The sequence below is a fragment of the Mucilaginibacter sp. genome (assembly GCF_965200995.1).
Classification (GTDB): Bacteria; Bacteroidota; Bacteroidia; order Sphingobacteriales; family Sphingobacteriaceae; genus Mucilaginibacter.
In genome coordinates this window covers 3392518-3415767 of sequence record NZ_OZ241743.1, presented here as the reverse complement: position 1 = coordinate 3415767, position 23250 = coordinate 3392518, and the positions used below count along the sequence as shown (strand labels likewise).

18 protein-coding genes, 2 tRNA genes and 1 pseudogene are annotated in these 23250 nt (G+C 45.4%); 5 read left to right on the top strand and 16 right to left on the bottom strand.

The window, feature by feature from the left end; genetic code table 11:
* Positions 1 to 15: 15 nt before the first annotated feature.
* Both ACY652_RS15905 and fabF read right to left on the bottom strand, forming a co-directional pair.
* The gene (locus ACY652_RS15905) at positions 16 to 1170 is read right to left on the bottom strand and encodes an RHS repeat-associated core domain-containing protein (RefSeq protein ID WP_462265368.1); all 1155 of its coding nucleotides are present in this window, start codon (positions 1168 to 1170) and stop codon (positions 16 to 18) included.
* Entirely contained in the window at positions 1160 to 2404 is a 1245-nt protein-coding gene (gene fabF / locus ACY652_RS15900; RefSeq protein WP_462265367.1) for a beta-ketoacyl-ACP synthase II, read from the bottom strand. The genes ACY652_RS15905 and fabF overlap by 11 nt, the downstream gene beginning before the upstream one ends.
* Before the next feature lie 88 nt (positions 2405 to 2492).
* Here fabF and ACY652_RS15895 point away from each other — a divergent pair, with 88 nt between their 5' ends.
* Both ACY652_RS15895 and ACY652_RS15890 read left to right on the top strand, forming a co-directional pair.
* Positions 2493 to 2798, top strand: coding sequence for a hypothetical protein (locus ACY652_RS15895; protein WP_462265366.1), 306 nt, complete (start codon positions 2493 to 2495; stop codon positions 2796 to 2798).
* 565 nt (positions 2799 to 3363) lie between these two features.
* A complete protein-coding gene (locus ACY652_RS15890) occupies positions 3364 to 5241 on the top strand; it encodes an SPFH domain-containing protein (protein ID WP_462265365.1) in 1878 nt (625 codons plus the stop codon).
* A 65-nt stretch (positions 5242 to 5306) separates the two neighbouring features.
* On the opposite strand, the gene ACY652_RS15885 is transcribed toward ACY652_RS15890, so the two are convergent.
* A complete protein-coding gene (locus ACY652_RS15885) occupies positions 5307 to 5525 on the bottom strand; it encodes a hypothetical protein (protein WP_462265364.1) in 219 nt (72 codons plus the stop codon).
* A gap of 83 nt (positions 5526 to 5608) precedes the next feature.
* Here ACY652_RS15885 and ACY652_RS15880 point away from each other — a divergent pair, with 83 nt between their 5' ends.
* Positions 5609 to 6826 carry an IS4 family transposase gene (locus tag ACY652_RS15880; protein WP_462265363.1) on the top strand — a complete coding sequence of 406 codons (1218 nt, stop codon included), beginning with the start codon at positions 5609 to 5611 and terminating at the stop codon, positions 6824 to 6826.
* Between the two features lie 390 nt (positions 6827 to 7216).
* Positions 7217 to 7924, top strand: a complete 708-nt coding sequence (locus ACY652_RS15875) for a DUF92 domain-containing protein (protein WP_462265362.1) — start codon at positions 7217 to 7219, stop codon at positions 7922 to 7924.
* Here ACY652_RS15875 and ACY652_RS15870 read toward each other — a convergent pair.
* Positions 7921 to 8481: an arylesterase gene (locus ACY652_RS15870; protein ID WP_462265361.1), complete on the bottom strand. Its 561-nt coding sequence runs from the start codon at positions 8479 to 8481 to the stop codon at positions 7921 to 7923. The genes ACY652_RS15875 and ACY652_RS15870 overlap by 4 nt on opposite strands.
* A 688-nt stretch (positions 8482 to 9169) precedes the next feature.
* On the opposite strand from ACY652_RS15870, the gene ACY652_RS15865 reads away from it, so the two are divergent.
* Positions 9170 to 11119 (top strand): KUP/HAK/KT family potassium transporter, encoded by a 1950-nt coding sequence (locus tag ACY652_RS15865; protein WP_462265360.1) that lies wholly within the window; start codon positions 9170 to 9172, stop codon positions 11117 to 11119.
* A gap of 590 nt (positions 11120 to 11709) precedes the next feature.
* Here the strand turns inward: ACY652_RS15865 and ACY652_RS15860 are convergent.
* The 12 genes and pseudogenes from ACY652_RS15860 to ACY652_RS15805 all read right to left on the bottom strand — a co-directional run bounded on the left by ACY652_RS15860 (position 11710) and on the right by ACY652_RS15805 (position 23149).
* Complete coding sequence (locus tag ACY652_RS15860; RefSeq protein WP_462265359.1) at positions 11710 to 13467, bottom strand: sensor histidine kinase; 1758 nt, start codon at positions 13465 to 13467, stop codon at positions 11710 to 11712.
* Positions 13464 to 14597: a sensor protein KdpD gene (locus tag ACY652_RS15855; RefSeq protein WP_462265358.1), complete on the bottom strand. Its 1134-nt coding sequence runs from the start codon at positions 14595 to 14597 to the stop codon at positions 13464 to 13466. The genes ACY652_RS15860 and ACY652_RS15855 overlap by 4 nt, the downstream gene beginning before the upstream one ends.
* A gap of 71 nt (positions 14598 to 14668) precedes the next feature.
* Positions 14669 to 15751 carry a porin gene (locus ACY652_RS15850; RefSeq protein WP_462265357.1) on the bottom strand — a complete coding sequence of 361 codons (1083 nt, stop codon included), beginning with the start codon at positions 15749 to 15751 and terminating at the stop codon, positions 14669 to 14671.
* A gap of 70 nt (positions 15752 to 15821) precedes the next feature.
* Positions 15822 to 16388 (bottom strand): K(+)-transporting ATPase subunit C, encoded by a 567-nt coding sequence (locus ACY652_RS15845; protein WP_462265356.1) that lies wholly within the window; start codon positions 16386 to 16388, stop codon positions 15822 to 15824.
* Positions 16389 to 16406: 18 nt separating this feature from the next.
* Positions 16407 to 18440: a potassium-transporting ATPase subunit KdpB gene (gene kdpB, locus ACY652_RS15840; RefSeq protein WP_462265355.1), complete on the bottom strand. Its 2034-nt coding sequence runs from the start codon at positions 18438 to 18440 to the stop codon at positions 16407 to 16409.
* Between the two features lie 8 nt (positions 18441 to 18448).
* Entirely contained in the window at positions 18449 to 20167 is a 1719-nt protein-coding gene (kdpA, locus tag ACY652_RS15835) for a potassium-transporting ATPase subunit KdpA (RefSeq protein WP_462265354.1), read from the bottom strand.
* A 10-nt stretch (positions 20168 to 20177) separates the two neighbouring features.
* Positions 20178 to 20255 (bottom strand): K(+)-transporting ATPase subunit F, encoded by a 78-nt coding sequence (gene kdpF, locus ACY652_RS15830; protein WP_157540818.1) that lies wholly within the window; start codon positions 20253 to 20255, stop codon positions 20178 to 20180.
* A 253-nt stretch (positions 20256 to 20508) separates the two neighbouring features.
* Positions 20509 to 21825 carry a sigma-54-dependent transcriptional regulator gene (locus ACY652_RS15825; RefSeq protein ID WP_462265353.1) on the bottom strand — a complete coding sequence of 439 codons (1317 nt, stop codon included), beginning with the start codon at positions 21823 to 21825 and terminating at the stop codon, positions 20509 to 20511.
* A 168-nt stretch (positions 21826 to 21993) separates the two neighbouring features.
* Entirely contained in the window at positions 21994 to 22260 is a 267-nt protein-coding gene (locus ACY652_RS15820; RefSeq protein WP_462265352.1) for a transposase, read from the bottom strand.
* Between the two features lie 190 nt (positions 22261 to 22450).
* Positions 22451 to 22534: pseudogene (locus ACY652_RS15815) on the bottom strand (hypothetical protein); the annotation flags it as partial.
* Positions 22535 to 22898: 364 nt separating this feature from the next.
* A tRNA-Pro gene (locus ACY652_RS15810) sits at positions 22899 to 22972 on the bottom strand.
* Positions 22973 to 23062: 90 nt separating this feature from the next.
* Positions 23063 to 23149, bottom strand: a tRNA-Ser gene (locus tag ACY652_RS15805).
* Positions 23150 to 23250: the final 101 nt, after the last annotated feature.

Sequence of the window (23250 nt, the reverse complement as noted above, 5' to 3'; positions counted from 1 at the left end):
ATTAAATCTACTTTTTTATCTGCCTATGTGAAAATGATCTTTGTGAGCACTTTGGTTATTATTTCCGACGTGTGTATATCTACTGCCGTAACTATAATTCCTTGTAAAACCATTATGGACTGCAACTCCAATAAATTCACTTACCAAACAAACATCTCCATCTTTGTAAACGGAAGGCCCCCTAAGTTCTTTTCCTGTCTCATCAAAGTAATGAATATCAATTGAATTACCCGCATTATGGGTTTTATGCCCAAGATTAATATTTGGATTATAAGCAGATATATCTCCATAATGAATAGTGACTCCTGGTTCCAAACGATGAAAGTTTTGTATTGTATTATAAAAAGAGACAGCGGTTTTTGGATTTGACCAGTTGTCTCCATACTTACCTTTCACTCCATTTAAAATGTATGAATCATTAGAGTTATTTGTGTATCGTTGAAAACCAACTCCGGATTCCGGAAATCTCACCATATTGTATTCATTAGAGTTTAATAATGTTCTACTGCCGTCAAGTCCCCCAATATAAGCAAAGATGTCACTCCCTACTTTTTCAGTGAAGGCGAATGTTGAACCAACATTATCATACCTCAATCCATTAATAGTTACAGACGAAGCATTCCCATCTCGCCAGAAAAACGCTCCTGTTGCAATATTTTTATACCAATCATTTGGACTAGCAGTTTCACCTCCTGTAGGATCGCTTCCGGTTACTGGATTATTGCCCATGCCAAGATAAGGGGAGTCATATTGACCCATTGGATCGACAGACAGCCAGCGGCCGATTCTGCCATCATACATGCGCAGGTCAAAGTTATTGTAGCCGGTCACCGGGTCTTTCTCGGCATAGGCCCCCTGGTACTCGTAGCGGTAGCCGTTGCCCCCGTTCCTTGCTATACTGCCAAAGGGGTAGTAGTCGCTATACGTCAATACATCTACACTGCCGTCTGCCCGTTTGTTCCTTGCAATCACTACCCGTACGCTGCCCACATTGTCCCTAAGCTCATACACATAGTTGTTGCCAGAGGCATAGTAGGTGCCTATTCTATCGCTGCCATAAACCGGCAGCTCTGCTATGGCAGCGGCATTGCTGCCAGCCTTGTTGTAGATGGCCAGTACGTTGCCCGAGGGATCATATACATAGTAGCTGGCCTGCACATCAGGCTTCAAACTTTTTGAACAGCACCACGCCGTTGTGCCCGCCAAAACCAAAGGTATTGCTTACGGAAACGTTTACTGTTTTCTCTAAGGCCTGCCGGGTAACAATCTGCACATCGGTTGGTATCGCAGGGTCAATCTCCTGCGTATTGATGGTGGGCGGTATAATGTTTTCCTGAACGGCCTTAATGGCGGTAATGGCCTCAATGGCGCCCGCAGCACCCAGCAAATGCCCGGTTGTTGATTTGGTGGAACTGATATGCAGGTTTTTACTGCCGCCGAAAACGGCGCTGATGGCCTTGGTTTCGCTCAGATCGCCCACCGGGGTGGAGGTAGCGTGGGCGTTCAGGTAGTTTACATCACCGGTATTTAAACCGGCATCATTCAGGGCCGACTTCATGGCCTGTATGGCACCGGCCCCTTCGGGATGGGTGGCCGTCATGTGGTAGGCATCGGCCGTCATGGCGGCACCGGCTATTTCGGCATAGATATGAGCGCCGCGCTGTATGGCATGGTCGTAATCCTCTAATACCAGCGCACCGGCCCCCTCACCCATCACAAAGCCGTCGCGACTAATATCAAAGGGCCGGGATGCAGTTTTAGGATCGTCGTTACGGGTAGAGAGCGCCTTGAGCGCATTGTAGCCGCCAATGGAGGCCTCTGTTACGGGCGCATCAGAACCGCCGGCAATCATTACCCTGGCCTTACCCCAGCGGATGTAATTATAGGCGTCCATGATGGCCGTAGTGGCGCTGGCACAGGCAGTAACGGGCGTATAATTGATGCCCATATAACCGTACTTAATGGAAATCAAGCCAGAAGCCATGTTGACCAGCGTTTTGGGGATAAAGAACGGGTTGAAATGCGGACGCCGGTCGTTAGCGGCGTACTCCATCACCTGTTCTTCAAATGTTTGAAAGCCACCCTGTGCGGAGCCGAAAATTACACCTACATCAAACGGCGACAGCTGGCTCAGATCGAAGCCCGAATCGGCAATGGCCTGTCCGGCGGCTACCAGCGCATATTGCGAGTACAGATCGCTGCGGCGTATCTCGTTTTTATCCAGAAAGTCAGCCGGGTTAAAGTCGCGCACCTGCGCTGCAAACCTGGTTTTAAAATGTTCGGTATTAAAGCGGGTGATGGGCGCTGCCCCACTGTTGCCGTTCACAATATTGTACCAAAAATCAGTGAGGGTATTGCCGGCCGGCGTAATTACGCCCATCCCTGTGATCACAACTCTTTTCATTTCTGCGCGATATACATTAACCACTTACAGGCCGGTGCATCAGGCGCTGCTCGCTTAACTTATTGAGCGCCAAATATAGGGATAGCGAATGAATTGTGATGGCCTTGGTTTTGATTTGGGATTAGTTTTCATTAGGCCGGGGATATGCTTTGAAGGAAGCCAGTGGATGTTCTTTTTCTTTTTCCGCAAAAGAAATAGAATCAAAAAGAAAGCTTGTGGCTGCACCTTATTCTTTGAAGGGGCTGTGCGTAGGCTAATGCTGTGGTTGCCGAAAAAATCAAGGCCACATTGGGCGGATATGAACGGGCTGGTGATATTTACGGTATGTTTCTTTTTAGTGCAAGAAAAACCTCCCTCTCCTCCCGGGGAAGGGCAGGTAGGGCTGGATACTTAAATACTTAATCAGCTAATATTTTCCCTCATTCAATCCTTCACTCCTTTCATCGCCGTTTCACATGTTGCGCTGGCCCGGCAGCATAAAAAAAGTGTAAACCCAAAGTTTACACTTTTTTAAAAAAATACCATTCAACCAATTGACTATCAACGCATTGAAAAAACACAGGGTTTACACTTTTTAGAGCTTTTAGTTGTGAACTTTAATGCAATTTTTAGTTCTCTGAACGCTGATGAGTCCGGCAAAAATAGCGGGCCGTGCGTGGGACAAGCGGGCGAAATATTTTTTTCTGCCTTGATGTTATTCGCTATCGCTCATGAGATGGCTACGCTAAGTTTGGTTACTTTTTATTCAAGCAAAAAGTAAAAGAACATTAATAACAGCATAAATACAACAAAGCACACAGCAGCAAAAAAATAAAATATTTCCTGTAACAAACGCGCTCTCCCATCATCTTACTATCGCAATTACGGCTGAGGTTCCACAATATACCGGGTTGCAGCACCGCGTCGCCACACCTTAAGGCGCACGTTTACACACAATATTCAATTCATTTCTTAAAACAATGGCTGATTTAATTTTTAATTGGTTATGGGTGCTGCCTGTGGTGGCAGCCCTGTTGATGTACAAATTTGTACTCCGCGTATGCTTTGGTATGGTCATCATTCCCGACGACCGCATTGGGTTGGTGATCAAAAAGTTCTCCCTTTACGGGGCCGACCGGCACCTGCCCGATGGCCGTATTATTGCCACCAAAGGCGAGGCCGGTATGCAGGCCAAGCCGCTGGCACCGGGCTTGTACTGGCACATGTGGCCGTGGCAGTACAGCATTAATTTACAGGCCTTTACCATCATCGAGCAAAACAAACTCGGACTGGTAAAGGCCAGAGACGGCGCCCCGTTAGATACCGGCCGCGTACTAGGCCGCCCGGTGGAATGCGACAAATTTCAGGATGCGGAGGCATTTTTGGAGCGTAACGGGCAAAAAGGCCCGCAGGCGGCCTTTCTTACCCCCGGCAGTTATCGTATCAATACGTTCTTGTTTGATATTGTGATGGTGCCCATCACGCAGATCAACGAGAACAAGGTAGGCATCATCACCACGCTGGATGGCGAGCCGCTGGAAAAGGGCGACATCGCCGGAGGCTCTGTGATGGGGCACCGCAACTTTCAAGACCCGATGGCCTTTATTCATGCCGGAGGTAAGAAGGGTTTGCAGGAAGATGTAATTTTAGCCGGTACCTATTACCTTAACCCCTGGTTTGTGATGGTAGAACAGGTAGACATGATGCACATCCCCATTGGCTATGTGGGTGTGGTGAACTCCTTTGTGGGGCCGGAAGGCACCGATACCAGCGGCGATAATTTCAAGCATGGCAACATTGTGCACAAGGGCCAGAAAGGGGTTTGGGACGAGCCTTTAGACCCCGGCAAGCACCCCGTAAATATTTATACCCACGGCGTGGAAGTGGTACCTACCACCAACATTGTGCTCAACTGGGCCAACAGCCGCATGGAAGCGCACGAACTGGACAAGCACCTGAACACCATCAGCGTGCGCTCGTTCGACGGGTTTACGTTTAACCTGGATGTATCGCAGATCATCCATGTGCCGCGCAATGAGGCGCCGAAAGTGATTGCCCGCTTTGGTAAAATGAAGAACCTGGTATCGCAGGTGCTGGAGCCTACCATTGCCAACTACTTCCGCAATGCGGCGCAAAAAAGTGATGTGATCGGCTTCTTGACCAACCGCTCACAACGGCAGGATGATGCTAAAACACACATCAGCCAGGTACTGGCTGATTATAATGTGGTGGGTGTAGATACCCTGATTGGCGACATTGTGCCGCCCGAGGCCCTGATGAAAACCATGACCGACCGTAAGCTGGCTGAAGAGGAGCGCCACACCTACGAAGTACAGCGCCATGCGCAGATTGAGCGTAAAGAATTTGAAAGCGCCCGCGCCGGTGCCGATATGCAGCCGGAGATTGTAAAATCGACCCGTATGGTAGAAATTAACACCCAAACAGCTGCCGGTAAGGTAGCGGCCGCCAAAGGTGATGCCGAAGCCCGTACCATTAATGCTAAGGCAGATGCCGAGAACCGCACCATCAATGCACGTGCAGATGCCGAAGCGCAAACCATTATTGCCAAAGCCAATGCCGAAGCCACCCAGGTGAACGGCAGCGCCGAGGCCGGTAAGATAAAGGCAGTAGGTTTAGCCGAAGCCGAGGTAACCAAGCAAAAAACCGAAGCCATGGGCACCGAGCAATACGCCATCGTACGCGTAGCCGAAGCCTTAGCCGCCAATGGCGTTAAACTGGTACCCGAAATACTGGTAAACGGCGGCAGTCAGAACGGCGGTAACGGTTTGGTAGATGCGCTGATTGGGACAGAGATGTTTAAGAAATTGCAAAAGGAGAATGAGGTGAAGGCAGCGTAGTTTAGATGTTTGTTTAATTTGATAAACGGCGCACTGTGAGGTGCGCCGTTTATTTGTTAAAATTTTTACCTGCGGTTGGTGTTATCACCACAGGTGTTCGGAAGAATCTTTTTAGCCGAAATAGCCATCTCCTTGTCATGCTGAACTTGTTTGAGCATCCCACTGGCAGAGAAAACATTAAGGTAATTATGCGTCCAGAGCAACGGTATACTTGTCCTGAGAGATGCTGAAACAAGTTCACTGTTGTCCGGGGAAAGTTTTACAAACAGCGCAGAAATGGTCATAAAGCAGAAAAAAAGGAAGGGCTGGTGATGAGACCAGCCCTTTAATGTTGATATATTTGAGTTACCACACTTAAATCATCAACATGAGCAAAAGTACATTTTTTACCGGACAGCCGATATTCACCCAGTTGCTTGGATTGCTTGACCGCAATGCGGTCAGGTCTTTGGCACGGGCTGGCCGATATGACCGCTATTACAAGCATTTCGACACCTATACCCACCTGGTTACAATGCTTTACTGTGTATTCAATAAGTGCACCAGCAGCCGTGAGGTGGTCAGCGGGATGAAGGCCTGCTATCACAAGTTAGCACATACCGGCATTAGCAAAACACCTGGAAGGAGTACTTTGTGCGATGCCAACATGAGGCGTTCCTTTGCAGCATTTGAACAGATCTACCAGCACCTTTATAAGCGCCACCGCACACTTTTACCGGACAGCCGAATGAAGAGCCCCGAACTTTTCATAGCAGATTCCTCTACCATCACCCTGTTCCAAGAGATTTTAAAAGCGCCCAGTATGGGCAGGAAAAACGGTAAGCGCAAAGGAGGGATAAAGGTACACACCCTGATGAATGCCAGTGAAGATGTGCCTGTACAGATCAGCTTCACTGCGGCCCGTGACAATGATGTTACCTTTTTGCGGGATATTCACCTGGCGGCCGGCTCTTTCCTTGTTTTTGACAAAGGATATGTGAGCTATGCCCAGTATGAACGCATGAGCCATAGCGGCGTTTTCTTTGTAACCCGTAATAAGAAAGACGCGCATTATGTAACAACAGGATTGAACCCGCTAGACAGCAAAGACACATCGTATGGGGTACTTAGTGATAGTGATATCACCTTGGGAACCCGCACGCAGCAACATAAGATCAAACTTAAAGCCAGACTAGTTACCTTTTTCGATCAGCAGAAAGGCAGATTGTTTGAGTTTCTGACCAACAACTTTTCACTCCCCGCCCGGCAGATAGCAGAACTTTATAAGAAACGCTGGCAGATCGAGGTTCTTTTCAAGCGCATCAAGCAGAATTTTCCATTAAAATACTTTCTCGGAGACAACGAAAATGCCATTAAGATTCAAATATGGTGTGCTTTCATTGCTGACCTGCTACTTAAAGTTGTTCAGGTGCAGCTGAAAAAGAAATGGTCTTTTTCCAACCTTAGTTCTATCATCCGGCTACACCTGATGAGCTATTTGCATCTGTTTAACTTTTTAAACGCCCCTGATAAACTCCCGGCGGGTGCCAGCAATCATAACCGTAAACTCAAATTGGGGGGCTTGGCTTTCGGTTTCCAAACTTAAATGCGGCCTGTTAAGCTCCAAACCTCCTTTCTTGTGCCACTTCAAACTTTCCCCGGACAACAGTGAAACAAGTTCAGCATGACCGCATTTTTTATATCTGAACACTTATGGTGTTATCACCAACCGTTATAATACAGATTTACAAGCTGGCCATTTAAGTTAGTATTAACTACAGCAGTGCTATACAGAATATAACATCATATTACAAAAGTGTCCCACTTGTCTCACGATGGGACAGTACTCCAAAACTTCATTTCTGCTACGTAATCACACAATATCAGCATAAACCGGGGACACTTTTGGGACAAAACGGCGCTTAAAAGTGTCTCAAAAATTCATTTTAAATCAGCAGGCGCTTATCTCATCAGTTGCATGTAACTTTGGAACAGAATGCTATCCCTCATTATCATTATACTACTTGCTGCTATAGCTGTTGCCAGTGTAATTAAAGGCAAACTTACCCCTGCCGGTGGCCTTACCGGTTTTGCTGTAGCGGTAGTGATTTATTTGGGTGCCGGTGTTACCGGCGCTTTGCTATTGAGCGCCTTTTTTGCGCTGGGCATACTGGCCAGCAAGTGGCACAGCAAGGATAAACATATCGGCTCGGTGCAGGATTCGGCCGAGGCACGTACCCCCGGCCAGGTGCTGGCCAATGCCGGTGTGGCTGCGTTGTTCGCATTGCTGGCGCTGCTGCTCCCTTCCCATGCTTTGTTATTCCACCTTATGCTGGCCGGTAGCCTGGCTTCGGCAACGGCAGATACCTTAGCCTCAGAACTGGGTGTGGTATACAGTAAACGCTTCTACAATTGCCTTACGCTTAAGCCCGATATCAAGGGGCTGGACGGTGTAATCAGCGTTGAGGGCTTATTACTGGGCGCCGCAGGTGCTACCATATTAGGGGCAATCACCGTTATTGGATACCGCCTGCCGTTTACAGATATAATCATCCTTACCCTGGCAGGTTGCATCGGCAACTATGCCGACTCCGTACTGGGCGCAACGCTGGAGCGAAAAGGCACACTCGGCAACAACCAAGTTAACTTTATGAGCACCCTGATCGCTGCATTTAGCGTTGCTTTACTACTGCTTTTATTTTAATCCTTAAGCAGTGGCTTAATCACCGGCCAAACGGTATCGGCGATGATCTTATACCCCCCGGCCGTAGGGTGCACACGATCTGGCAGATTCAAATGTAACTGGCCGGCCACCCCCTGTAAAAAGAACGGCACAAAAGCCATTTGATTAGTTTCGGCTACCTGCCTGAAAATGGCCCTGAAGTTTGCCACCAATTGTCCCGGTATAAACGCCGGCAGTTCCATGCCCATCAGGGCCAGCTTTACCGCCGGGTACCTGGATTTGACCTTATCTACAATGGCCTGCAAATTTTTAGCTGTATTTTGCGGCGGGATACCGCGCAGAATATCATTGGCGCCCAACTCCAGTATAAACACATCCACCGGCTGGCTCAGCCAGTAATCAATACGGTTTAAACCGCCGGTAGTGGTATCTCCGCTTACGCCGGCATTTACCACTTTGTATTTTAACTGCGCTGCATTAACTTTCTGCTGTATCAGTGCCGGAAACGATTCTTCGGTAGCGTTGCGCAGGCCATAACCGGCGGTCAGGCTATCGCCGAAAAAGAGAATGGATTTCATTAAAGCGTAAACTGAATTTGCATGTGGCCGGTTTGCAAAAAATCAAATGAACTGCAACTATGCAGACTGCTGAACAAAAAAAGCCTGTAATTTCTTACAAGCTTTTAATTAGCGTAATCGGGATGGCAGAAAGATTAATCCTTTCCGCAAATAACTAATGTATCAATTAGTCGATAAATACTTTCTGTAACTACTCACTGTTTTACCCACAATACAGTTATCAGTGATTGATACTAATCAAACAATTTATTTTAGATTATGCAACGATAACTTATGTTCTTGATAATTAGAATCGAAACTTTGGGTTGAAAACTTTCAGTTGTTATGTCTAAGCTGTACTTTAGCCAAAAAAGGAGAGCCCATCAACTGAAAGGCTGTTGTTATGGTTTGTAGTGACACTTTCTTATCAAAACCCTTGCCCGGGCTGCCTGAATTGGCTGAAATCCAGCCAAGAGCATACAATACTGGGCTTTTATTTTAAGGAGCTATACACAGTATTGTATTTGCAATATTAAGAACCTTGCCTAAAGTAACTTTAACACTGACGGACAGCGACTTACATTTTTTCAGTTCTAATTGTTCCGAAAACAGTCTGCTATTTTGAAAGGCTTTTTTTCAATATGAACTGATCGTGATTTTGCTGAACTTTAGGCTTACATTTGGGTTCAATCGGTTCAAGTTTTTATACATGGATGTACAGACCAATTCTCAAGTGTTTCATCAAAAAATCAAAGCGGCCGGAATGCTGATCGCTATTGGTATTGTCTTTGGCGATATTGGTACTTCGCCATTATATACTTACAATGCATTGTTCCATCCGGGCGAGGTCATCAATGAGATTAAAGCCATAGGGGTTTTAAGCTGCGTGATTTGGACGCTTTCGCTGCAGACTACCTTAAAATATGTGGTTATAACCTTGCAAGCGGATAATAAGGGTGAAGGCGGAATATTCTCGCTGTTCGCGCTGATCAAGCGTTACTATGCTAAATGGCTGATCGTACTTGCCATTATCGGCGGTTCATTCCTGGTTGCTGATGGCATTATTACACCACCGATCTCCGTAGCATCGGCTGTTGAAGGGATGCGGGCTATCTATCCGGGGATCAATACTGTTCCTATCGTCATTGCCATTATCATCGGTCTTTTTGCGATCCAGCAATTCGGCACGCAGCAAATCGGTAAATTTTTCGGGCCGGTCATGGTCGTTTGGTTTACATTCATCGGTATCATTGGCATCCTCGCTCTTTACAATAATCCGGCAGTTTTAAAAGCGCTGAATCCGGCGTATGCCTACCAGCTTCTGGTTCATTACCCGAAAGGGTTTTGGCTGCTTGGTGGTGTATTCCTTTGTACAACCGGTGCAGAAGCGATGTATAGTGATATGGGCCATGTTGGCAGGAACAACATCAGGGTAAGTTGGGTCTATATTAAAGTTGCACTAATCCTATGTTACGCTGGTCAGACCGCATGGCTTCTATCTGCGGGACGCGCTAATGACCTGAGCCCGTTCTACAACATCGTTCCTCATGCTATTTATCTGCCTGCGGTGATACTGGCTACACTCGCCACCATCATTGCCAGCCAAGCGTTAATTACCGGTTGTTTTACCTTGGCAAACGAAGCGATCCATTTAGGTTTTTGGCCAAGACACCGCATTATATTCCCGGGAACGATCCGTGGACAATTGTACATTCCATTCTTCAACTGGGCATTGATGGTATGTTGTATCGGAATGGTGCTTTACTTTAAAGAGTCGAGCAAGATGGAAGCTGCTTTTGGACTATCCGTTACTTTGACCATGTTGACGACCACTGTTCTGATCGCGCTTTGGCTTCGTGCAAAACGTCGCCCTATGGTGATGGTCGCTTTGGTCGCTGTGATTTTTCTTTCGGTCGAGTTTTCTTTCCTGATTGCCAATTTGCAAAAGATCAAGGAAGGCGGCTGGATTATGCTGGTTGTTGGCGCTTTACTGACCGGAATAATGCTGGTATGGCGGAGCGGAAGGTTACAGCAAAAAGGCATGGTCTCTTTCCGTCTCCTCAAGAATGGCGATCTTGATAAATTAGTGGAACTCAGTCATCAGGAACAAATCAGCAGTTATGCGACCAATCTGATCTACCTGACTTCTTCAAGTGGCCCGGGCGAAGTTGAAGACAAGACCATCAGGTCTATATTTGCCAATCCGATTAAAAAGGCAGATGTCTATTGGTTTTTCCATGTACATATAGCCGATGAACCTTATACGCTAGAGTATTCAGTTACCTCATTGTCAGCAAATGATGTCTATCATGTCAACCTTAAGCTTGGCTTTCGGGTTCAACCAAGGGTGGACCTATTCTTTAGGATGATTGCCAAGGAGTTGATTGCCAACGGCGAACTACAACTGGACAAAACGCCGATTATGCAATTTGCCGCAAATGAAATTGGTGACTATAAATTCGTTATCATCAACTCTTACCTGTCTTTTGACAATGATCTGCCTTTCTGGAAGGCATTGCTGATCAAAAGCTACTACAATCTGAAGGGAATCGGCGTATCTGACGACGTAAACTATGGATTGGACACCAGTAATGTTGTCTTGGAAAAATATCCGCTTGTCTTTACTAATCGCCCACCTTTAAATTTAAAACGCTTGTGATCCGTTATATGCAGATCACTCCTCCTCCACTGCTTTAAGCCCCGTCAAAATTTTTTGGCGACGGCTAAAGGATTGATATAGCAAGCAGGAGCCCATCAAGTACATGACGAGGGCCTCACAGGCGGGTTAACATCAATGACCTTTTGAACGGGCACCAATTTCGTTGTTGCGTAAAAGGCATAGCCCGCTGTTAAAATAAAGGTTTAAGCTGTAGCACAACCCATAAATAATCCGATTTGCTTTTCCATAACTCCCGCTTTATATTGCAGTAAGGCCTTGATGCGGCCCTGTTCGGGCGGCTCCAATGTAATACCCGCTCTCCGTTGCCAAACTAAAAAATCCGGCAAAGGCACCAAAGATTAAGGCAAAATCACTTTAAGAAACGTAAGCGCGGTCGGGCCATTAGCTTTATAAAGATTAATTGTACTGACGATGATCATCACAATATTAACGAGAATAGCCACATTAGCCCCATAACAACAAATTATGAAAACGGTCATAGTAAGCTTCCATATAAACTTCCAGTTTTTCATCAGAATCGAGCCTTATCCTGTCGTTCTCTTCAAACAGATCTTTTACATCCATAATACTTATGCCTCTGATGCAGGTAATTGGAAGTAAAACCGGCTTCCTTCCCCCAATGCACTTTCCACACCTATCTTACCTTGTTGCACCTCTATAAAATCTTTTGAGATAGCCAGCCCTAACCCGGAACCGGATTTGTTCTGGCCATCTGTTGGAACCTGGAAATATCGATCAAATAATCGTTTTTGAAACTGCTCATCTATTCCCTTACCAAAATCTTTCACCGAAAACTCGACAAATGCCCCGCGCCTGGCCAGTTGAATAACGACCTTTGACTTTTCGGAACTGTAACGCAAGGCATTGGAAAGGAAATTGACCAATACCCAGGCGGTTTTCTCCACGTCCACCTGAACCTTTGGAATACCGGGAGCCGTGATTACTTCCAGTTTTACTTCTTTTTGTTCCGCCTGGAACTTAACGGAATCAACGGCATATTTAACGATCTGCTCAGGTTCGGCAGGTATGTAGTTAAGCTGGATATTGCCGGTCTCCACCTGCGAAAGTTCTAATAGCTCACTGGTAATCTTTAATAACCTGCTGGCATCCTCACTGATGTGGTCTACCAGTTGCCGCTGTTCGGGATTGATAGAACCTACGCGCTGGTCATTCAGTAGTTTCAAACTTAACCTTATGGAAGAGATCGGGGTTTTCAATTCGTGAGAAATGGTTGCAATAAAATTGGTCTTCGCTTCATCTCTTTCCTTGAATGTGGTTATATTCGTTAAGATATAAACCTTCCCTGCCGACTTGGCGGCCGTGCGGATCGCACCTTGCTGGTTCTCCAGATTAGGCACCGATATATCCCTGGTCTGCAATTCAAAATAAGATTCCCTGCCGTCAAGTACGATCTTGAAAGGCTTTAATATATTTTGATCCTTGTCAAGTATAGAACGGAACAGGTCATTACTTTTTGCAATGTTATCTGCCTTTGTTCCAATCACTTTTTCTTGTGTGATACTTAATGTTTTTCGCGCAGCATCGTTCATGAACAGAATTTCACCGTCTGCATCCACACCGATGATCGCATCCTGCATCTGTTCAATGATCGCCTCGATACGTCGCTTTTCAGACAAAACAGTGGCCAGATTGCTGTTTTCCCACTCATTCAATCGCCCAGCCATTGAATTGAATGCCGATGCCACATGGCCAAATTCATCGTTCTGTTGAAAGTTCAGCCGCTTGTTATAGTTACGCTGACTGATCTCCTGTATCCCTTCGAGCAGGCCTTTGAGGGGATTAGCAATAAAGCCTGGAAAGTTGACACTAAAGCTGAATAAGACTAAAAAAGTAAATGTTGCCGCAAAACCCAGAATCAGCGTTGCATTATTTACTGCACTGTTCGCCCGTTCGTGTTTACGAACAATAGCCTTCATGTTCAGGCCTTCTATCTCACGCAGGTGCAGCCGGATCTTGCGTTCCAACAGGCGTTGATCTCCAATACCCAACGCCGGTAGTTTTAATTGCTCGAAAGCTTTCCGCAGGTTGGCTACTGCTTCCATTTCACCTTTTTCGGTGATATTACTTTCTTCTTTAACCAGTTGTCTTTCAAATTTTGCAAGCGCATCAGGGCTCAATGGAAGGTCGTTGTCATCTAATATCGTACGCATAACACGCGTATAATTCAGGGTCTCGTAATTGTCCTTCAGGATAACTTTTGAACTTCCCGATATTTGCTGGATATAATAAAGGGATATGCCGCCAAATAATAGGACAACAACAAAAAGGAATCCGAATCCTAAGCGGAGTTTGGTTTTTATTTTCATGACAATATAACTAAGTCAGTTTCTGTAGAGGATAAGTTTTTGAGCAATTCGTTAAAAATGGCGGTTTTGATGATTACCTGGAAAAGGCTTAAATGTGGTTTACCGATGCATATAGTGGTGATCTCTCTTTCACGCGCCACTTGCATAATGGTTTGGGTAACCTGATCGCTTTTCATTTTAAGTACCTCAGCACCTAACTCAGTGGCGAGTTTGAAATTGTTGATCAGAAAGCGCTGTTTGTCTAACTTGATCCTGTCCATGCTTTCACTGCTGCTTTGCACGTAAAGCACGATCCAGGGAGAACGGTAATAAGAAGCAAGCCTTGCGGTCTTCCGGATTACCACCTTTGCTGTTTCTGCGTTCGAAGATATACAGGCAAGGAATTTTTCGGGCCGGAGTTTGATCTGCCTGGGTACTTCAATATCAATCTTGCGTTCCAGGTGGTGAGCTACCTCCTTCAGTGCCAGTTCACGCAGTTGAAGGATTTTTTCGTTGCGAAAAAAATTGTTTAGCGCCCGTTCTATTTTTGCCTTTTCATAGATCTTTCCTGCTTTCAGACGTTCGATCAACTCATCGGCCGTCAGGTCGATATTCACGATCTCGTCAGCGATCTCCAGTATCTTGTCAGGAATACGTTCAGTGATCGGGATTCCCGTGATCTCTTCAATGTCTTCATTCAGACTTTCCAAATGCTGGATATTGACCGCGGTAATGACACTGATCCCAGCGTCAAGGATATCCATCACATCCTGCCATCTCTTTGAATTTTTACTGCCTTCAATATTGGTATGCGCCAGCTCATCCACGATCACTACTTCCGGGTGGCGGTTGATCACCGTCTGCACATCCAGTTCTTCCAGTTCTTTACCTTTATAAAAGGTTTTTCGGCGCGCTATAACCGGAAGACCGGCCAGCAAGGCTTGGGTTTCCGCACGCATATGCGTTTCAATATAGCCGATCTGCATATCGATCCCGTTTTTTAGCAGCGCGTGCGCTTCCTGTAGCATCCGGTAGGTTTTACCCACACCTGCGCTCATACCGATATAAACCTTAAGCTTACCACGCCTGGAGCGTTTAACCAGCTCAATGAAGTCCTTTACCGATCCGTCCTTGTGTTCTTCCTCTGGCATAATTGGTGTTCCCAATAACTTAATGAATACAAGGGCACGTTAACACCCGCCCTTGTATTATAACTTCATATTTAAAACGAAACCGCAAAACTTGCTGTAATGAGCGGATTTGTGTTGACCATGCTTCCCTGTTTAACAAATATGTCATCCTTGCTGTCATAAACCTTTCCCTCTAACCTGATCAGCGCATTATTTATCGGTGCATAATCAAGGTTTAAGGAATATCCGGTTGTCTTGAAGCCGTTAGGTGTTTTGGTGGCGATGATCGCTCCGTTTTTATCCTGGTAATATTCAACCCGGCCGGCAACCGCCCATTTGCCTGCAAATTGGTAACGTGCAATAGCGACGGGAGAAATGATGTGGTTGGTTTCATCACTGCCTTTTGCCTGCTGTTGTGTACCGTAATCAAAACCAGCTGTTAACCCGAAAGCATTAGTTATTTGGAATATTCCATAAAAGTTATGATAGAAACGACGTACCCGTACGGTATCTGCGCCCTCGGTGCCTAAATAGTTACTGTAATTCAGCGTAATTTTGTCTGTTGGCTTATAGTAAACTTGTAGGCCTCCCGCAGGTTTACTGTTACCTTTCTGGCGGTTGATCCGTTGCCAGCCGTTCAAATATAAACCGGTAAGCGTTAACTTACCATCATTAGTTGTATAGGTCAGCTTTGCACCTGATTCGTAGTATGGCGTATTTTCAGACGAAATATTACGGGTAAGTACCCAACAGTCTTTAGATATTGCGCTTTCGAAACCAATATGCGAAGCAAAAATACCTCCATCAAACCACAAATTTGCTGTTTTTGATAACTTAAAGCCAGCGTTGGCTTCAAAAACGTTTTTTAATACGCCTTGTTCGGCAGCAAGGTTTGCATTAGCATAAGTACCTGCCATCAGGGCCAGATTTGCCCGAACGGTTCCGTTATCATAGTTAGCCTTAATGAAACCCAAGTTCAGGTTCACTTCATTGTGGCGGTTATGAGAATAAACAAAGCCGGGACGGTTATTATCAACCGGACGATTGAAGTCGAATCCGTAGTACAATTCTGCATAACCGGTTATGGTCAAATTACTTGCCTTTTTAACGGTGTCCTGCGCTTGAGTAGCCAAAGCACAGCCAATAAGGGCAGCACCCAACAGAATTTTTTTCATTTGGTTAAACATATTAGTAAGTGCGACGGTAAAACCGTCGCACCTGGGAGATGTAGATAGATATAGGGTGTTATTTTTTCAGTTCGTCGAGCGCTACATTTAATTTAAGAACGTTCACCTTTCCTGGGCCAAACATACCTGCTAAAGGTTTTTCCGTGTGTTCCTCAACCAGCTTGTTAACCCGTTCAATGGCTAACCCGCGATTTTGCGCCACACGGCGAACTTGAATTGCAGCACCGGCCGCGGAAATATCCGGGTCAAGACCACTTCCTGATGCGGTTACCATATCAGAGGGAATATCACTTCTTTTCAAATAAGAGTGATATTTCAGCAGGGTGTCCACGCGGTCACTTACCTGTTTCAGATAATCCGGATTGGTGGGGCCTTTATTCGATCCGGCAGATCCGGCCGCATTGTAATCAACGGCTGAGGGCCTGCCCCAAAAGTATTGTGGCTGATCGAACTTCTGACCGATATTGGCATAACCTACAACTTTTCCGTTCAGTAATATGGTTTCGCCATTTCCTTTCCCATCAGACAATTTGCCGACAAAGGCTACCAGCAATGGGTAAACAACGCAAAGTAACACGCTCAATGTAACAGTTAGGCGAATGGATTGTATGATATATTTTTTCATGATATTTAACTTTTTCAATTACATAAATAAGGCAATGACCACATCGATCAGCTTAATGCCGATGAACGGGGCAACAACTCCGCCTAAACCATAGATTAACAGGTTCCGGCGTAACAGCGCACTTGCGCCTATCGGTTTATATTCTACCCCTTTCAATGCCAGTGGGATCAATAACGGGATGATGATCGCGTTAAAGATTACTGCGGAGAGTATGGCAGTTTCGGGGCTATGCAAGCGCATAATGTTAATGCTCTGCAATGCAGGAATGGAAGCGATAAACAATGCCGGCACAATAGCAAAGTATTTGGCCACATCATTTGAAATTGAGAAAGTGGTCAATGTACCGCGGGTGATCAGCAGTTGTTTACCGATCTCTACAATTTCGATCAGTTTGGTTGGGTCATTATCTAGATCCACCATGTTACCGGCTTCTTTTGCCGCCTGGGTACCACTGTTCATCGCCACGCCAACATCGGCCTGGGCTAATGCCGGTGCATCATTCGTACCGTCTCCCATCATGGCCACTAAACGGCCTTCGGCCTGCTCATGCTTGATGTAGTTCATTTTGTCCTCAGGCTTAGCCTCAGCGATAAAATCATCTACACCTGCTTTCTGCGCAATAAATTTCGCTGTAAGCGGGTTATCTCCAGTTACCATTACCGTTTTGATACCCATTTTACGCAGGCGCTCAAAGCGCTCGGCAATACCTGGCTTGATGATATCCTGTAACTCTATTGTACCCAATACCTGGCCATTCTGTGCTACCACTAAGGGTGTTCCGCCATTAGAGGAAATTGCCTTAACACGCTCTTCTACATCGTTTGGCACACGTTTGTCTGACTTATGAGCGAGATTGCGCATAGAATCGAAAGCACCTTTTCTGATCTCCATTCCGTCCGGCGTATTAATCCCGCTTGAACGGGTTTCCGCGGTAAACTTTATAAATTCTGACCCCTCCGGCGCTTTTAATGAAAAATTTGATTTATTGTGTGAAGCCAGTTCGATGATCGATTTACCTTCAGGTGTCTCGTCCGCCAAGGAAGAAAGAACAGCAGCTTTAATCAAGTCATCTGGTGCCACATCAATCGCAGGCCAAAAGTGTGTGGCCTTGCGGTTACCGATGGTGATTGTACCGGTCTTATCCAGTAGCAATACGTCAATATCACCGGCAGTTTCCACCGCTTTACCTGATTTGGTGATCACATTGGCCCTCAAAGCCCTGTCCATTCCTGCAATACCAATTGCCGAAAGTAAACCGCCTATCGTAGTTGGTATCAGGCAAACGAACAGGGAAATAAGTGCCGCAATGGTGATAGGTGTGTTGGCATAATTAGCGAACGGCTTTAACGTAATGCAAACAATAATAAAGATTATCGTAAAACTGGCCAGCAGGATGGTTAAGGCGATCTCGTTAGGCGTTTTTTGCCTTGATGCACCTTCTACCAAGGCTATCATCTTATCCAAAAAGCTTTCGCCAGGCTCTGTGCTTACCACCACCTTAATTCTATCGGATAATACTTTAGTACCTCCTGTAACAGATGACTTATCACCGCCTGATTCACGGATAACCGGGGCTGACTCGCCGGTAATGGCCGATTCATCTATTGTGGCCAAACCTTCAATGATTTCTCCGTCTGTGGGGATCGTATCTCCGGCCTCGCAAACGAAAAAGTCACCCTTTCTAAGTTCGTTGGATGATTTTTGTACAATGGAACCATCGGGCATTAATATATTTGCCGGTGTTTCCTCGCGTGTTTTACGCAAACTGTCGGCCTGTGCTTTACCACGCGCTTCGGCGATGGCCTCGGCAAAGTTGGCAAACAAAAGGGTAAGCAGCAAGACAATAAAAATGACTAAGTTATAAGCAAAAGAACCCTGGCCGGTGTGTGTAAGACTATAAAAAGTCATATAGGCCATAATAACGGTACCCACTTCCACAGTAAACATCACCGGGTTACGCAACATTACCGTCGGGTTCAGTTTGATGAACGATTCTTTTAATGCAGTTTGCACTAAGGCCGGTTCAAATAATTTATTAGATTGAGATTTCATGTGTTTAATTACTTAGGCATTGAAAAGTACTCTGCGATTGGGCCCAGGGCCAGTGCAGGGAAATAGGATAATGCGTTAAGGACAAGGATAACGGCGAACGTCATCAGACCGAATGTTACGGTGTCGGTTTTGAGCGTACCGGCAGATTCTGGTATGAACTTTTTCTTAGCCAGCATTCCGGCTATGGCTACCGGACCGATGATCGGCAGGAACCTGCCCAAAATCAATACAAAACCAGTTGTTACATTCCACCAGATATTGTTATCACCTAATCCTTCGAAACCTGAACCATTATTGGCGTTAGCCGATGTATATTCGTACAGCATCTCTGAAAAGCCGTGATAACCGGGGTTATTCAACCATGCGGATGGCTTAACAGCCCAATCTGCGTTGCCATGTGCAACAAACACATAACTGGCCAGTGCAGTACCTGCCATAATTAAGAACGGGCTTAATAAAGTGATCAATGCGGCGATCTTTACTTCGCGTGCTTCCACTTTGTGACCCAAAAACTCAGGTGTACGACCTACCATCAAACCGGAGATGAACACCGCTATGATGAGATAGATAAAGTAGTTAAGCAAACCAACACCGCAACCGCCGAAGAAACCGTTGATCATCATGGCCAAAAGTTGCCATGCACCGGTCAAAGGCATGGTACTATCATGCATTCCATTTACGGAACCTGTTGATGTTACTGTAGTTAGAGTGCTCCAGTAAGCAGTAGCTGCAGGACCAAAACGAACCTCCTTGCCTTCCATTGCGCCAGTTGCCTGTGTTACACCCATTTTGGCAATGTTTGGGTTGCCGCCCAGCTCACTGCTTATTGACGGGAGCATCAACATAAATACGCCGACCATCATAACGCCGAAAATAACCCAGCCAAGCTTTTTACGTCGAATAAAGAATCCAAATGCCAGGATCATGGCTACCGGTATAATAAATTGAGAAACGATCTCTACCATATTGGTCAGGTAGTTAGGATTCTCTAAGGGATGTGCAGAGTTAACGCCAAACCAGCCACCACCGTTGGTACCTAAGTGTTTGATCGCGATCATTTGTGCAGCAGGCCCGCGCGATACATTGAGCGTATCCCCTTGCATGGAGATAAACTGGTCTTTGCCTTTGTAGCTGGCAGGCGTGCCATTAAAAGTAAGAATAAGCGCAACAACAAAAGATAATGGTAACAACAGGCGGGTGATTGCTTTTACAAAATATTCCCAAAAGTTACCTACATCATTCGAGGTCTTATCACGGAATGCTTTAAATAATGCAACAGCACACGCTATACCAGTGGCTGCACTGGTAAAGTGAAGAAACATGAATATGAAATGCTGTACAAGATACGTAACACCGGATTCACCAGAGTAATGTTGCAGGTTACAGTTCACTACAAAGCTAATAATAGTGTTAAAAGCAAGATCTGGTGTCATACCTGGATTTCCGTCAGGATTTAACGGTAATTTATCCTGGTAGATCAATACAAAGAATCCGTACACCAGCCAAACCAGGTTAATAGTCAGCATAGCTTTCAGAAACTCTTTCCAATCCATCGGGTCGTTCTGACGGATACCGGCGAGTTTAAAAATGCCATTTTCAAGCGGTTTCAAAAAATCTGTCCAAACACGCTCGCCTGCGAACATCTTGGCCAGGTACCTGCCCAGCGGAATCGCGATGAGCAGGGTGATCAAAAAGGAGGCGACTACGCCTAAAATTTCTGAGTTCATTTTTCTTTAGTTAAAATTTTTCGGGTTTTAGCAGTACATAAATCATGTAAATGAAAACTGCAATGGAGATAATGAATAATGCGATCATGTTTTTTAGATTTTTTCGAACCAGTCAATGGATTTGTAAAACAGCCACATACAAACGAGTATGGCCAGAAGTGGTAATAAGGTAATCATAGCTTATATATTTAATTGATAAGCTATGCTCAATTGAGGTGCCACCAACAAAATCTAACTATAACTTATTGAAATACAGTTAATTAAAATAAAACACCGTGTTTATATACAAAAAAACCCTTCCATTATGGAAGGGTTTTTTTCATAAGAGAAGGGTAACCGTATTAATTCAGCTTATATTGATCAAGCTTCCGGTATAAGGTTGTCAACCCGATGTTCAGCAGACGCGCTGCTTCTGTCTTATTGCCACGGACGTGGGTCAGTACCTTTAGAATGTGTTGTTTTTCCACGGTTTCCAGGTCAAGTGATTTTGACCAGGTCGTATGGTGCCTGAAATCGACCGGCAATAATTCTTCACCAATCACGCTTTCATCCGCCAGTATTAAAACACGCTCGATTGTATTCTTAAGCTCCCGGATATTGCCTTTCCAGTTATGTGTGTTTAGTGCTTTAATAAATCCCGGGCTAAATCCTTCAACCCGCTTGTTTACTTTCGCCGCAAACTCTTTCAGATAGTGCCGGGCGATCAGTTCAACGTCGCCCTCACGTTCATTTAAAGAAGGTAAGGTTAGGGTAAATACAGACAGCCGGTAATAAAGATCCAAGCGAAAATGTCCGGTCTCTGCTTCCTGCTGCATATCGCGGTTGGTTGCCGCCAAAATTCGGACGTTAACTTTAGTCGTCTGCGTGTCCCCTATCTTGATAAAAGTTCGGTTCTCTAATACCCGAAGCAATTTTGCCTGCAGGTCAAGGCTCATTTCCCCAACCTCGTCCAAGAATATCGTACCCTGATTGGCTTCCTCAAACAGCCCCCGTTTATCTTTCGCAGCGCCTGTAAATGCACCTGCCTTATATCCGAACAACTCACTTTCCAGCAGTTCTGGTGGAAAACTACTACAGTTAACGGCAACAAAAGGGCGGTCACGCCGGCGACTTTCCTGATGAATTGCACCTGCAAAAACTTCTTTACCTGTACCCGTTTCACCAAGCAACAAAACGGTCGTATCGGTCGGAGCTACTCTTTTTGCCATTTCGATCGACTCGCGGATCGTTTTTGATCTGCCCAGAATATTATCGAAGCTGTAACGTTCCGTCAGCTTGGCTTCCATATTCATGACACGCATCTGCAATTTCGATTTTTCAGCTGCTTTAAATACCAGGGGAATAATCTTATCATTGTCATCACCTTTAGTGATGTAATCAAACCCACCATTTTTAATGGCTCTGACGCCATCACTGATCGTCCCGTAAGCGGTTAGATTGATTACCTCAACGTAAGGCTTCTTTTCCTTGATTTGCCTGACCAGATCAATACCACTCACATCCGGTAGTTTCACATCACTGATAACCACGTGTATGTCTTCGGTACCGATCAACTTCAGGCCGTCCTTTCCGTTATGAGCCTGAAAAACTTTAAACCCTTCCAGTTCGAGAATGCGGGTGATCAATGCCGCTAATTTTTTTTCATCGTCGATCACCAATACGGTGGTCTGCGATTTTACCTTCGCTTGCAATTTGTATAATTCTTTTAGATTTCCCCATTATTACAAACCACAAAAATACAGCTATTAAACCTGCATTTTTGAAGCTAATAAGTATTTTTCATAATGTTATTTGTTCGTGAGCATAAGAGCATGTTTAAATTTGATTTAGCATATTCTTGCGATAATGACACTGATGAAGGCGAGTTGCATAAAAGAGACAGCAGCGGCAGCTGTTTTCTCATCATCTTTGCTTAACCTGCGGTAGAAGTTCAGCCACCCGAAGGAGCGTTCCACCTGCCACCTGCCTTTTTGCGGCACGAAGCCCTGTGCTGGTTCGGGCTTTGGGGAGATATTTATCTGCCGGTGGTACACCTGTTCTACCGTAGCTGCAAAGCTGCCGCGGCAAGCCCCGTCTGCGTAAAGCACCTTCATGCTTTCAGGTGAAGCTTTGTCTATCTGCTAAAGCAGTTCATAGCCGCCTTCACTGTCATGCACGTTGGCTGCCGTAACGGCTATAGCTAAAGGCAAGCCCTGGCTGTTCACCGCCAGACGCCGCTTGCACCCGTTCAATATGCTCATTGAGCTTGCGTGCCTCTTCTTTGGCGCCCCGTGCTTTTCCTTTTATCTCGTCCCAATTTAATGGGTTAACTTTCTTGTTTAGCGAGATCTCGCAACGTCTGCCATTTACCGAAATACGTGCAAACACGGTTGCTGGATCTGTCTTTTTTTGTTTGGACAGCCTGATTACAAACTGAATATCAAATGTGTTACTGCTCCTCACATCAGTTTATTTTAATTTTACTTGATAATCTTTGTTGCAGGTAATGAATTTTACTCACAAAACCAATGCACAAAATACATCAAAAGCAATCAAAATAAACGATATAAGCTATTGAAAATCAAATATTTTAAGTCGTTTATTCATGAGTAGATTTAAAACACTTAATTTACTCATGCAATTGCTCACATCTTCTTTGATATTGATTGGGGTTTCTTGGTATGAATTAAAACAAAAAACCCGCAAATCAATGTGATTTGCGGGTTTTTGACTTCGATTGGTATCGATTTAGTCGGGATGGCAGGATTCGAACCTGCGGCCTCCACATCCCAAATGTGGCGCGATACCGGGCTACGCTACATCCCGAAAACGTGGTTCAAAGGTAATTAAATTTCTTACCGGTGCAAGCACAATTTTAAGTTTTTCATTATTCAGTTAACCTTGCGTTACCCGAAGCGGTGAGGGAGGGATTCGAACCCTCGGTACAGTTTCCCGTACGTCAGTTTAGCAAACTGATCCTTTCGGCCTCTCAGGCACCTCACCGTTTTAGCCTCCTTGCAAGGCGTTTTCCCGTTTGGGTTTGCAAATATAGCAATTCGGTGAGCCTGTCAAAAAAAATATTCAGATTTGTAAGGTACTACCTT